Below are 13,573 nucleotides of genomic sequence, written 5' to 3' on the forward strand. Positions count from 1 at the left end.
TCCTGGGTCCCAGTGATGCAGGAGCCGGACGCCGTTATCCGCATCAACTTACTCGGTTACCGGCCCAATAGCCCTAAAGTTGCCGTATGGGGTAGTCTGACCACCAGGTACGTTGCCGTTTGTCAGCTAATCAATGAACAGACTAATCGGGCGGTGGCGGAGTTTCCGGTGGGTAAAGCCTTTGGGCAGTACGGGCCGTTTCAACAAACCTACCGGCTCGATTTCTCTGCTGTGTACAAACCGGGACGTTACTACCTACGCACCGACGATGGCACCCGTTCGCCAACATTTCGCATTGATGAACAGGTGTATAATGGGGCCGCCGACTTCTGTTTACGCTACATGCGCCAGCAACGAAGCGGATTTAACCCCTTCCTGAATGATTCCTGCCATACGCATGACGGTTATACCATGTATGGCCCCATGCCCGACAGTACGCATGTCGATGCTTCGGGTGGCTGGCACGATGCGTCCGATTATTTGCAGTACGTAAGCACTTCGGCCAACGCAACTTACCACCTGCTGGCGGCCTTTCGCGATTTTCCCAAGGCTTTCGCCGACGCCCATCAGGCCAACGGATTAGCCGGCACAAACGGGCAACCCGATGTGCTCGACGAGGCACGCTGGGGCCTGAACTGGCTCTTGAAAATGCACCCCACCGACACCTGGCTGTTCAATCAGCTTGGTGACGACCGCGACCATTCATCAATGCGTATTCCGAAGCTCGACAGCTTGTATGGCAAAGGCGCCGAACGCCCTGTCTATTTCGCAACGGGTCGGCCGCAGGGCCTGTTTAAGCATAAAAACAGAGCAACGGGTGTAGCCTCTACCGCCGGCAAAGTGAGCAGTGCGCTCGCGCTCGGGTATCAGCAACTCCGCCAGCGTGACGCCGCCTACGCCGCTATATTAAATCGGCGCGCGCAATCGGCGTACAAGTTAGGCCTCGACAAGCCAGGAAACTGCCAGACAGCGCCGGGCCGGGCCCCTTACTTCTATGAAGAAGACAACTACGCCGATGACATGGAACTGGCCACGGTTGAGTTGCAGAATGCGGCGTTAACAAACAGCCTGGCAGCCAAACAGCGCGGCAACTGGCAAAAAACGGCCCTCGATTTTGCCAGGCAGGAGCCGGTTACGCCCTGGATGGTAGACGACACGGCGCGCCATTACCAGTGGTATCCCTTTGTCAACGTGGGACACGCTGAACTGGCAAAACGCCTGCCCACAGCCGACCGAAACACCGTGATGAACTTTTACAAAGCAGGCATAGTGGCGGTCTGGAAACGAGCAGGTCAGAATGCATTTTACCGGGGGGTGCCGTTTACCTGGTGCAGCAACAACCTGACCACCTCGTTTGCCACCCAATGCTTCTGGTACCGGCAGTTGACGGGCGACACGCAGTTTACCCAGCTTGAGCAAGCCAATTTCGATTGGTTGTTTGGCTGCAATCCGTGGGGAACCAGTTTTGTGTACGGCTTACCCGCCCATGCCGATACGCCTACCGATCCGCACTCAGCCTTTACCCATTTGAGAAATTACCCCATCGACGGGGGGCTGGTCGACGGGCCGGTGCGGGGCAGTATTTACGGCAACCTAATCGGCATTACCCTGAACGCACCCGATGAGTACGCTGCATTTCAGAGCAAAGTAGCGGTCTATCACGACGATTACGGCGACTACAGCACCAACGAACCAACTATGGACGGTACGGCTTCGCTCATCTACCTGCTAGCCGCTAAAGATAAAGAGCCACTAAGGCGACGCCCCGCAAAGCCGGTATCACGGGTTGTCCGGCCGGTGAAGCAGGGAATGACAAATCCGTCGACCGATGCAAAATCGACGTATAGCAAAGGCGCTAAAATCAGAGGCGACACCAGTGTGCGCCGCCTGGCGCTGGTGTTTACCGGCGACGAGTTTGCCGATGGCGGCACAGCCATTGCCCGAACGTTGCAGCAGCATGGCGTTCGGGCTTCCTTTTTTCTGACGGGTCGTTTTCTAAAGAACCCCGCCTTTACTACTCTGATCGCGCAGCTACAGCGTAACGGCCATTACCTCGGGCCACACTCTGACCAGCACTTGCTCTACTGCGATTGGACTAATCGCGACAGTTTACTGGTATCCCGGCAGGTATTCACCGCTGATCTACGGGCGAACTACCAGGCATTGGCTCCGTTCATGAGGCCCGGGCAAGCTGGCAAGTATTTTTTGCCGCCCTACGAATGGTATAACGATAGCATAGCCGTCTGGACAAAAGCTGAAGGGGCGCAACTGATCAATTTTACGCCGGGTACGTTGAGCCACACCGATTACACCACACCCCAGGACCGTAATTATCGGAGCAGCGCCACCATTATGAACTCTATTTACAAGTACGAAATCGAGAAACCGGCTGGTTTGAACGGCTTTATTCTGCTCATGCACATCGGCTCCGCACCGGCCCGAACCGATAAACTATATGACCGTTTGGGCGAGTTGCTGACTTCGTTTCGTAAGAAAGGCTATCAATTTGTCAGGATTGATGCATTATAACAGCATCACAAGCTCCTGGCGGTTCTGGTACACCGCATAAGTAGCGACGCCTGGCTGCCCGCTGTTTCTAACAAAAGGCAACCGTAGGGGTTGTGTTGGGACGTTAAACTAACTATACATTATGCTACCAGCATGGGCGCAGGCCGGACTTTGGGGATTACTGGCCGGTGGTGCCCTGTTGATCGGCGCGGCGATCGGCTATTTTGCTCAGGTTCCGCAGCGGCTCATTGCCAGTATCATGGCGTTTGGCAGCGGTGTACTTTTCTCGGCACTCTCCTTTGAACTGATGGATGAAGCCTACCGTACCGGCGGATTTACCGCCACGGCGGGGGGCTTTATTGGTGGCGCCCTGGTGTATTCGGTTGCCAATTACGTGTTGTCGCATCAGGGAGCCAAACACCGTAAACGATCGGGCGGGCACCAGCAATCGGAGGCTGACAAACCAGGCAGTGGTTTGGCCATTGCCGTTGGGGCGTTGCTAGACGGCATTCCCGAATCCATTGTGATTGGTCTTAGCCTGCTGGCGGGTAAAGGAGTCAGCATGGTGGCGGTCATTGCGGTGTTTCTTTCCAACATACCAGAGGGACTATCCAGCGCGGCGGGCATGAAAAAAGCGGGCCGCTCGGTTGGCTACGTGATGGGCATCTGGGGCGGCATTGCCCTCATTTCCGGCGTGGCGGCGCTCATCGGGTACACCGTTTTTCAGGATTATTCAAATACGGTTGTTGCCGCTACTACCGCCGTAGCCGCTGGGGCAATTCTGGCTATGCTTGTCGATACAATGGTGCCCGAAGCGTTCAATGAAACTCACGAGTTTGCCGGCCTACTCACTGTGCTAGGCTTTATGGTGTCATTTATTCTGTCGAAACTAGCCGAATGACCTAGTCGAAAGCCTGATGAGGTGGTGCTGGGTTCAGCAGTTCAGAGAAGTCGATAACCTGAAGCGCCCCTCCCTGCTTCACCTCCTTAATGGTGATCGTATACTGCACCTCAAATCGAACAGTCGGCGGTGAGCCAATAGTAACTAGCGAAGGCGTAAAAAACAGAATAGCGTTTTTGCCACTAACTGCATTGTGGATTTTTGTTACCAGTTGCCGCTTCATCGCCAGATTGCCCAACCTGGTGTTGCTCTCAATCGTGAGCGAGGTTGACTGTACAGGGGTTGGCATTAATTCCCGGACAGGAGTAGCACTACCAAAACTACCATTTTGTTTGTCGAGCTTCCACCCCTCCAGCGTTAATCCTTCGTTGCTGAAAAGATAGCTAAACATCAAATTAGACCTCTTTACTTGCGGATCCTGAAAATAGGTACTTGCCAGCGTCAGCGAGTAAAAGTGCGTCTCAGCGGGCAATACGGCACTACTTGTGTCGGTCAATGCGGTTACGCTGGCAGGAGCCGACGTTGTCGATTCCTTACTGGCTTTATTGCAGGAACAGCATAGAACAAAAAGGAGCAACCCGCCTAGTAGCGAATAAGTGTGCGTGGAAACGAAGCGACTTATCATCGTGTATAGGGGTTCAGGAGGGTGAGCAGAACATTTACAGCAGGAAAGATAGAGCACCCTGGCCCTTTCCAATAATATACCTCTGACTTTCAACCCGTTATAAGCACCCCATTTTAGTAAGCGTAGCCTACCACCGACTTGCAGCTACCCGAATGGCAGTTTAGCCGGGTTGTCGATAGCATCGACACGTTCGGCAACCCTCTACTCTAACTGAACAATCGACTTCAGAATACTATTGGTGGCCGCACCCTGGTTCTGTACCGAGCCGTTGGTGTAGTGAATGCCATCGACCTTTTTCCCCAGTCGGGTCGTGACTCCGATAACTTTATTGTGGGACGTACCTGACCGGAGTACCACCGATTCGAACGCGGGATGGTAGCCTGCTTTGTTGGCCCCGAAGGAGCTGATGACGGAATTGGTTAACGTGTTGCCCGACGAAGAACCGCCAAACTGCCAGCTACTCTCAACCGTTGTAGAATGCACGGTAATGGCCAGCCGATCGAAGCTGCTGTTCTGACAGTTTACGTCTACTCCCCGATGCCCCAGGTACGTTCCACCAATGAAATGAACATCTTTGGCATCATACACCTGAAAGGGACGACTGGTCATGTCGAATTTTCCGCCCCTGACGGTGATGCGTTCCGTTGAGTTACGCCCATCGTCGGTGATGGAGTACCCCACAGCGGTTTCCAGTTTGGCAATGGCCACGTTGCTGTCTACCAGGGCGTCTTTAACGTTGACGAACTCGTAGGCGATGTTTTTGGCGTTGATTGAGGTGTTGTAGGCGTGATAAATGTTCGTCATCAGGCCCGACAGACTCGTTGCCATCCGGTGCGGCTCACCGCCGTTGACGGCCCGGTTCTCGAAGCGGTTCCGGGTTATCGTCAGGTTCGACAGCCGCACTTTATCGTACCCCTGCGACAGGATCTCCATACCCATCCGGGGAACATTCAAAAAGGAGCAATCGTGAATGTACAGGTCCGTCGAACTGCCACCCGAATTACTGGCTTTACTGAACTGGATGATCCCAAAGGCATTGTAGTTGCCTGTGCCTGAGCCAATGAACCGGCAGCGGGCAATTTCCCAACCGTGAAACGACACCAACTCGTTGGAGAACAGCATCGGGTAGCCCCCCCCTGTGGCCGTCGACTGAAACGTCAGGTTGTCGAGTTTCACCCGGTTGACCGCTTTCGTGCCCTGAAAGATCATTGCCGTTGTGCCCGCCGTACGGATGGTAGCTCCCTTCAACGAGGTCACCAGTACGTTGTTCCACTCTCCGGTTCGTTCGGCGCTGCCTGTGCCCAGGTCATACACGCCCGTCAACAGCGCCCGCTTGTTGGTTTGCGGCGTCGCCAAAAACTGCTTTAACGCTTCGACTGACCGGATGGACACATCGGTCATGCTGGCTACGTTCACCCGGTTTCGGCTGCTGTCGGCTGGCACTTTCGGAAGCAGACGACCAGCGGCGAGCGACTGGTTGTTCGTGATATGGCAACAGGTAGCAAGCAGGGCTATGGCAACAAAGCGGATCATTGGCAGAATGTCAGGTACGTATAGTAACGCCTGTTTTATCGACAACGGCGAATCCGTTACTATTCGGCCCATTCTCTTCTGTTTTTCACCTACCCTCAGACCAAGTGTAGCGTAACGTTGTCGAGGTTCCTATGCCGTTGCTAAGTAGCCATTACCGATTTGCTGCTTCTTACTGGAGCGTACGACGTGTATTCACTCAACCGAGTTAATCTATTCCTAACCAACCAGTTACCTTATATTGTATGAAAAAATTGTTGACCATCTCCCTCTGCCTGCTGCTGACTATCTCAGGACTTCGGGCGCAGACAAAATGGACTACCGAGAAGGCCAATGCCTGGTATAAAAAACAAGGGTGGGTCAGTGGCAGCAACTTCCAGCCAAGCACCGCCATCAATCAGTTGGAGATGTTTCAGGCCGCCACGTTCGATCCGCAAACGATTGATCGTGAGCTGGGCTGGGCCGAGGGTCTGGGTATGAATGCCATGCGCGTTTACCTCCACCACATTGCCTGGACCTCTGACAAAGCCGGATTCAAGAGTCGCCTCGATCAATACCTGCAGATCGCCAACAAACACAAAATCAAGACGATCCTGGTCTTTTTCGACGATTGCTGGAACGACGAATACCGCCCCGGCAAGCAACCCGAACCAAAGCCGGGCGTACATAACAGCGGCTGGGTACGTGACCCCGGCACAATGATCCTGAACCAGCCCGACAGCCTCCCGATGCTGGAAGCCTACGTAAAGGATGTGATGACCACGTTTAAAAACGACGAGCGTATTTTGCTCTGGGACCTGTATAATGAGCCTGGCAACAGCGGTTACACCAGCAAAAGCCTACCATTGCTGAAAGCCGTGTTCAGTTGGGCGCGGGCGGTAAACCCATCGCAACCCATCAGCGCGGGCCTATGGAATTGGGGACCCCGGTTCAATGAATTAAATGCGTTCCAACTCGAAAACTCGGACGTAGTAACATACCACCAATATGGATACATCGATGCCCATATAAAGCGTATCAACGACCTTCGGCAGCACAACCGCCCGCTGATCTGCACCGAATACATGGCCCGCCGAAACGGGAGCCTGTTCCAGACAATCATGCCTATGCTGAAGCAGGAAAACATAGGCGCAATTAACTGGGGATTCGTGTCGGGCAAGACCAATACGATCTTCGCCTGGGACACTCCAATTGCCAATGGCCGGGAGCCTGAACTTTGGTTTCACGACATTTTCCGGAAAGATGGCACGCCCTTCAGCCCGAACGAGATCAACACGATTAAGGCCGTAACAGGCAAGAAATAAGCTGTCTTCACTTCCGTCCGTCTGCTTTAGCAGACGGACGTATTGGCTTTCCATTCAAGTATACAAGGTATGAAAAAGTGGCTAATTGGTGTTTCAGTAGCCTGCATCGCCGTATCAGCTGTTCTCCTCCTAAGCGGATTTCACAAGACAAAACCGGGGTCATCGGTTTTGCAGGCGGCCCGTCGACCCAATATTATTCTGATCATGGCCGACGACCTTGGTTTCTCAGACTTAGGCTGTTACGGCAGCGAGATCAAGACCCCGAACCTGGACTATCTGGCCAGCAATGGCATCCGCTACCGGCAGTTTTACAATACCTCGCGCTGTTGCCCCACACGAGCGGCCTTGCTGACTGGTTTATACAACCACCAGGCGGGAATTGGCAAAATGACCGACGACGACCACACGCCGGGTTATCGGGGCCATATGACCGAAAACACCGTGACGCTGGCCGAGGTGCTGAAAACAGCGGGATACCAAACGGCCATGACAGGCAAGTGGCACGTTTCGAACACGATTGTTCAGAAAAATGCACAGGATCAGATGGCCTGGCTGACGCACCAGAAAGAGTTCGGCGACTTTTCACCACGTAGCCAATACCCCACCAGCCGGGGCTTCGACCGGTATTTTGGCAACATTTGGGGAGTGGTCGATTTTTTCGATCCGTTTAGCCTCGTCAGTGGTACCAGGCCGGTCAAGCGCGTTCCAGCGAACTACTACCACACCGACGCCATCAGTGATACCAGCGTGGCGTACATTAAGTCATTCGCCACCTCGTCGGCTCCCTTCTTCATGTATATTGCCGAAACAGCGCCACACTGGCCTTTGCAGGCGCTGCCCGACGACATTGACAAGTACAAAGACACCTATAAAGCAGGCTGGGATGCGATCCGGAAAGCGCGATACGAAAAGATGATCAGGTTGGGGCTGATTGACCCAAAAACAACTAAACTATCCGACCGCTGGGGCAATGACCTGAGCTGGGATGCCAATCCGGACAAAGAATGGGATGCGCGGGCCATGGCTGTCCACGCCGCCATGATTGACCGCATGGATCAGGGCATTGGCCGGATGATTAAGGCCCTGCGCGAGACCGGCCAACTCGACAATACGCTGATTCTGTTTCTGTCTGACAACGGGGCCAGTTCCGAAAGTTCAGCTGGCTACGGCCCCGGCTTTGACCGACCCGGCGCGACCCGCGACGGACGACAGGTTGTCTATGACCTGAAAAAGCAGGTTATGCCCGGTTCGCAAACCACGTTCGCATCGATTGGGCAGCGCTGGGCCAACGTAGCGAACACACCGTATCAACTTTGGAAAGCGGAATCGAATGAAGGGGGTGCTCATACGCCGTTGATTGCATACTGGCCCAAGGGCATTACCGCCAAAAAAGGCAGCTACAGCGACCAGGTTGGGCATGTTATGGACTTCATGAAGACATTTCTGGAGCTGACCGGTGCCGCGTACCCAACTACCTTCAAGGGCCACGCCATCACGCCCACGACAGGGATTAGTCTGGCACCTTCATTTGCCGGCAAAAAATCAGCCGGCCATGCAACCCTGTTCAATGAGCACTTTGGCGCGCGTTTCGCCCGGTCGGGCGATTGGAAACTCGTATCGTCGAGCCGCGACACTACCTGGCAACTTTACAATCTGGCGACCGACAAATCAGAAACGCAGAATATAGCGGCCCGGCATCCGGATAAAGTACGGCAGCTTCGTGGGCTATGGCAACAGTGGGCCAATACGCATCAGGTACTGCCCAAACCCCAGCGTAACTAGCCGTTTGTCGGTTAAAGCAGCGAAGTAAGTGAGCCAATTCAGGTACCTTTGTCTAGTGGTTCTCAAGTTCAACGGTTCGTTCAGGTACGTATGTTAGTCCGCCTCCTTCGCCGGGCAAGTAGTGGTGTTGCCGCGCTGGTTTGCCTATTGGCTTGTCAGAAAAACGGGTCACAGAACACGCAGCAAACGGCCCAATCGTCAGTTGATACCATCACCAGTTGCCACACGACTCTCCCGGGCCGACTGGCTCCCGGGTCATCGACAACGAGTATAGCAGGCAAAGAAGTTGACCGAACCGGGATGGTGGCCATTCCGGCAGGTACGTTCTCGATGGGGGCCGATGCTGATCAGGGGCGCCCCGATGAATACCCGAAACACACCGTATGCATTGATGCCTTCTGGATGGACGCCACCGAAGTGACCAATGCCCAGTTTGCCCGATTTGTGAAGGCAACTGGCTACGTAACAACGGCCGAGCGCAAACCCGACTGGGAGGAGATGCGAAAACAGTTGCCCCCCGGAACACCCAAACCTGCCGATAACCTTTTGGTGGCCAGCTCACTGGTGTTTACCGAGCCAAAACAAGCCATTTCCCTCGACGATTACAGCCAATGGTGGCAGTGGGTAGCTGGTGCTGATTGGCGTCACCCGGAAGGACCGGGCAGTTCTATTGCCGGGAAAGACAACTACCCCGTCATTCAGGTTTCCTGGGACGATGCCGTTGCCTACGCCACCTGGGCAGGTAAGCGATTGCCCACCGAAGCGGAATGGGAATGGGCCGCACGGGGCGGCCTGAAACAGGCAATCTACCCCTGGGGAAACGAACCTGTTGATGAAGGAAAGCCGAAAGCGAATAGCTGGCAGGGGAAATTTCCGACGCTGAATACCAAACGCGACGGCTTTGACCGGGCAGCTCCTGTGAAATCATTCATCCCGAATGGCTATGGTCTGTATGACATCGCCGGAAATGTCTGGGAGTGGTGCAGCGATTTTTACCGGCCCGATTATTACGAGACCCAGGCCAGGATGGGCCAGGTCAAAAACCCCACCGGCCCTGCACAAAGCTTCGATCCCGACGAGCCAACGATACCCAAGCGCGTGCAGCGTGGCGGTTCTTTTCTCTGCAACGATTCGTATTGCAGCAGCTACCGATCAGCCGCCCGCATGAAATCCAGCCCCGATACCGGCCTATCGCATACTGGCTTCCGCTGCGTAGCCGATTGAGTTAAGGCAGTCTATTCATGCAAACGCCCACACATGGCGAGTCCCGCTGGAACTTACCATTTGTGGGCGTTTGCATGAACAGACAGAGCAGAAATTTACCGGTTCGACTGCTGGGCCGTTACTGGTTCTTTCACCGGAATTTTCTGATCACGCATGGCTGCGTTGTACACAAAAGCGGCGACAACTGTAGCGGCCTGCTTCAGGTCGTCGGGTTGCAGGTGATCATACGTATCCATGTTAGTATGGTGGGTACGTGTGTTGTATTCGATCCGGTCCTGAATGAACTGGAAGCCCGGTACGCCCACCCGATCAAACGACTGGTGATCAGTACCGCCGGTGTTCTGAGCGGTAACGGTTGTCGCCCCCAGATCATTGAACGGCTTCAGCCATTGCGTGAAGATCGGACCGGCCGCCACGTTGCCCTGCAAATAGATACCCCGGATCTTACCCGTTCCGTTGTCGACGTTGAAATAGGCAGAGATGTTTTCGCCGTCCTTCGTCAGTTTAGATGTTTTAGCGTCGACGAGGTGGTTAGTCACGTAGTTGCGCGAGCCAAACAGGCCCTGTTCTTCACCGCTCCAAAGGGCAATACGGATTGTCCGGCGTGGTTTAGCACCAACTGCTTTCAGGATGCGAACAGCTTCCATCATTACGGCACTGCCGGCGGCGTTGTCGGTGGCTCCAGTGGCAGCATGCCAGGAGTCGAGGTGAGCGCCGAGCATCACCACTTCTTCCTTCAGCTTAGGGTCGGTGCCCGGAATTTCAGCCAGTACGTTGTAGCCCTTGATGTCATCGGCGAAGAACTTGGTCTTCACGTCAACTTCGAGTTTAACCGGCACTTTGGCTTTCATCAGGCGACACAGCATCATGTAGTCCTCGGCTGAAATCGACAGATCGGCCAGGTCGTCGGGAACGGCACCCAGGGCGGCATTGGCGTAGTCGCCACTGACGAAAAGTGTACCGTCTTTGCTGGTCTGAGTGCTGTTCAGAATACCAACAGCCCCTTCTGTCTTGGCCATTTTGCGCATTTTCTGGTTGAATACGTTGCGCGTACGCATGGTCTGCATCATCCGGCGCATAGTCGAGTCGCCACCCGCGCCACCGCGTTGACCACCGCTACCCCGTGGGGCTTCAGCACTCGCCATTTTCTGAAGTTCCTCTTCCGTATACCGGTCAGCGTCGGCCTTGAACGACGGTGATACTTTATAGGTCTGATCCATCAGAATGATCTTATTCTTCAGCTTACCCTTATAGCTTTCCAGCGCCATTGTGTCGGTATCCGTGATAAACAGGATATCGGCCGTTTGTAGCTTGTTGGTGCTACCACTCCAGGCGCGGGGAACGGCAATCATCGACTTATAGTACGGCGCGGTCATGGCGAAATAGCACCGCTCCACGTTCCAGCCTTTGCCCCAATCGCCCCACGACTCAAGCCGGGAGTTCTGTAGGCCATAGCCCGCCAGTTTTCCTTTGGCGTAATTAGCGGCGTTCATGTAGCCGGGCCCCTGAATCCGTGGGCCGTTTACGTCGGTCAGGTAGAAAGCCGTTTCCATCACCTGCGACTTTTGCATTCCTTCCTGCCGGATCTTGTCCATCGTCGCCATGTCGATTTTCTCATCCTGGCCGTAAGCAAGTAACGAACCGCCAACGAGCAGTCCGGTGAGTAGTAGTTTGTTTGTCATGTAATTTGGTAAAGTTGGGGAAGTAGCCCGAAGATAAGGATTTCAACACACGGGTCTACTTTAAGGCTACACGTTACTGCTTTCGGCCTATATTTTCGTCCCCAAATACCACCTTTAGCCGAATATAGTTTTGCGAAGCAGCTAATTTCCCCGTTACGGTTCCGTTGACTGGACTTAATGGCAAAACCTAAAGCTCCGCCCGCCCCCTCCAGGTAAGCGGCAACGGGGCTATGTAGCCATTGCCGCTAGCTTCACCAGCGAAACTTCGAGTTGTTAACAAATAATGACCCTACCCCACTGCCCGACTTAAACGACTATTTTTGCCAGCTCTGTGAGTCAACGTATACCCATGAAACACCTCATCCAAGTTGCTGTACTAAGCTGTGTGCTACTCGCCAACTGCCGTACCAACCGGCCCGAAACCACCCAGCAACCCATCACGACCATTGCCTTTGGCTCGTGCAGCGATCAGAAACGACCGCAACCGCTGTGGGACGATATTGTGGCGCAAAAGCCCAATGTCTGGATCTGGCTTGGCGACAACATCTATGGTGATTCGGAAAGCATGGATACATTACGGACCAAGTATGACCGACAAAAGTCGAATCCGGTGTATCAGCAACTTCGGCAAGCAGCGAAGGTCATCGGCGTTTGGGACGACCATGATTACGGCGTGAACGATGGCGGAAAAGAGTATCCACGCCGGAAAGAAAGCCAGCAGTTGATGCTTGACTTTCTGGACGTACCCACCACTAGCCCGCTACGGAAACAGGAGGGCGCTTACTCGTCGCACACGTACGGGCCCAAAGGAAAACGGGTGAAGGTAATTCTGCTGGATGCCCGTTATTTTCGGGATCCGCTGAAGAAGGAAGGCAAGACCAACGTACCTGACCCGTCGGGCGATATGCTGGGCGACGCCCAGTGGCGCTGGCTGGAAAACGAGTTGACCAATTCGGATGCGGATGTCCACGTGATCGGTTCGGGCGTTCAGGTCCTCCCCGAAGAGCATGTCTATGAAAAGTGGGCCAACTTCCCCACCGCCCGCCAGCGCCTGCTGGACTTACTTGCTAAGACTAAACCCAAAGGAGCCCTCTTTATCAGCGGCGACCGGCACATGGCCGAAGTATCGAAAGTTAACGTACCTGGCCTTGGGTACGACCTCTTCGATATTACCAGCAGCGGCCTCACCCACGTTTCGAAAGCCCACGAAGAGCCGAACAAACACCGCGTCGGCGAGATGATCACCCAACTCAACTACGGCCTGATCACGATAGACTGGGCCAGGAAACCCTTGACCGCAACTGTCAAAATCAAGGGCGACAATCAGGCAACGTACCTTACCCAGGCGGTTGAGTTTTAAGTAGTAGTTATTGGTTACTGGCTGACAGAAAGTCCGGTAACCAATAACTAGCCGACTGGCCTACGCCTGCTCCAATGCAGCGATGTCGAGTTTAGTCATTTTCATCATAGCAGCCATTGCCCGCTTCGCTTTCGCCGGATCTTTGTCGCCCAGTAATCGACCCAATGCTGAGGGCACAACTTGCCACGACACGCCAAATTTATCCTTGAGCCATCCACACTGTCCTTTCTCACCATCGGCTGATAGCCTCTCCCAAAAATGGTCTATTTCAGCCTGCGTTTCACAGGTTATAAAGAGCGAAATACCATCTGTAAAGCTAAAATGTGGGCCACCATTCAAGGCATAAAACGGCTGCCCGTCGAGCTGAAACGTAACCGACATAGCACTTCCCGGCTCCCCCGGTCCAGAATCGCCGTATCGACTTATGTGGTTGATCGTTGAATTGTTGAAGATCGACGTGTACAACAGCGCGGCTTCTTCGGCCTGGTTGTTGAACGTCAGGAATGTCGTAATCTTTTGCATGTTGTTTACAGGTTTGTCGTGAGCAAATGTAGCAATGTGTCGACAATCGACTAAGGGCGAAAACGACAGAAAGAGGGGGCGATTATGCCAATATACCGTGTAGATGCTACAATCAGAAATGCCCCGGAGCAATTA

The 13,573-nt window shown here is 54.1% G+C and carries 10 protein-coding genes; 6 read left to right on the plus strand and 4 right to left on the minus strand.

Annotated features, from left to right (window positions below):
* Nucleotides 1-15 precede the first annotated feature (15 nt).
* A complete protein-coding gene (locus F7231_RS26410; RefSeq protein ID WP_374757389.1) occupies nucleotides 16-2,529 on the plus strand; it encodes a bifunctional glycoside hydrolase family 9 protein/polysaccharide deacetylase in 2,514 nt (837 codons plus the stop codon).
* A 121-nt stretch (nucleotides 2,530-2,650) separates the two neighbouring features.
* On the plus strand, nucleotides 2,651-3,409 hold the full coding sequence (locus F7231_RS26415) for a ZIP family metal transporter (protein ID WP_166694232.1): 759 nt from the start codon (nucleotides 2,651-2,653) through the stop codon (nucleotides 3,407-3,409).
* A 1-nt stretch (nucleotide 3,410) separates the two neighbouring features.
* Here the strand turns inward: F7231_RS26415 and F7231_RS26420 are convergent, their stop codons facing one another.
* Together F7231_RS26420 and F7231_RS26425 are read right to left on the minus strand one after the other, a co-directional pair.
* Complete coding sequence (locus F7231_RS26420) at nucleotides 3,411-4,034, minus strand: hypothetical protein (RefSeq protein ID WP_166694233.1); 624 nt, start codon at nucleotides 4,032-4,034, stop codon at nucleotides 3,411-3,413.
* A 201-nt stretch (nucleotides 4,035-4,235) separates the two neighbouring features.
* Entirely contained in the window at nucleotides 4,236-5,639 is a 1,404-nt protein-coding gene (locus F7231_RS26425; protein ID WP_166694234.1) for a hypothetical protein, read from the minus strand.
* A gap of 170 nt (nucleotides 5,640-5,809) precedes the next feature.
* Between F7231_RS26425 and F7231_RS26430 the strand changes: the two genes are divergently transcribed.
* The 3 genes from F7231_RS26430 to F7231_RS26440 all read left to right on the plus strand — a co-directional run bounded on the left by F7231_RS26430 (nucleotide 5,810) and on the right by F7231_RS26440 (nucleotide 9,874).
* Nucleotides 5,810-6,868 (plus strand): glycoside hydrolase family 2 TIM barrel-domain containing protein, encoded by a 1,059-nt coding sequence (locus F7231_RS26430; protein ID WP_166694235.1) that lies wholly within the window; start codon nucleotides 5,810-5,812, stop codon nucleotides 6,866-6,868.
* A 69-nt stretch (nucleotides 6,869-6,937) separates the two neighbouring features.
* Nucleotides 6,938-8,650, plus strand: a complete 1,713-nt coding sequence (locus F7231_RS26435) for an arylsulfatase (RefSeq protein ID WP_166694236.1) — start codon at nucleotides 6,938-6,940, stop codon at nucleotides 8,648-8,650.
* A 90-nt stretch (nucleotides 8,651-8,740) separates the two neighbouring features.
* Nucleotides 8,741-9,874: a formylglycine-generating enzyme family protein gene (locus tag F7231_RS26440; protein ID WP_166694237.1), complete on the plus strand. Its 1,134-nt coding sequence runs from the start codon at nucleotides 8,741-8,743 to the stop codon at nucleotides 9,872-9,874.
* Nucleotides 9,875-9,969: 95 nt separating this feature from the next.
* Here F7231_RS26440 and F7231_RS26445 read toward each other — a convergent pair whose 3' ends face one another.
* On the minus strand, nucleotides 9,970-11,556 hold the full coding sequence (locus F7231_RS26445) for a M28 family metallopeptidase (RefSeq protein WP_166694238.1): 1,587 nt from the start codon (nucleotides 11,554-11,556) through the stop codon (nucleotides 9,970-9,972).
* 349 nt (nucleotides 11,557-11,905) lie between these two features.
* Here F7231_RS26445 and F7231_RS26450 point away from each other — a divergent pair, with 349 nt between their 5' ends.
* Nucleotides 11,906-12,916 carry an alkaline phosphatase D family protein gene (locus F7231_RS26450; RefSeq protein WP_085413057.1) on the plus strand — a complete coding sequence of 337 codons (1,011 nt, stop codon included), beginning with the start codon at nucleotides 11,906-11,908 and terminating at the stop codon, nucleotides 12,914-12,916.
* 60 nt (nucleotides 12,917-12,976) lie between these two features.
* Here the strand turns inward: F7231_RS26450 and F7231_RS26455 are convergent, their stop codons facing one another.
* On the minus strand, nucleotides 12,977-13,438 hold the full coding sequence (locus F7231_RS26455) for a VOC family protein (RefSeq protein ID WP_085413056.1): 462 nt from the start codon (nucleotides 13,436-13,438) through the stop codon (nucleotides 12,977-12,979).
* Between the last annotated feature and the right edge of the window lie 135 nt (nucleotides 13,439-13,573).

It is taken from the genome of Fibrivirga algicola (assembly GCF_011742925.1).
Classification (GTDB): domain Bacteria; phylum Bacteroidota; class Bacteroidia; order Cytophagales; family Spirosomataceae; genus Fibrella; species Fibrella algicola.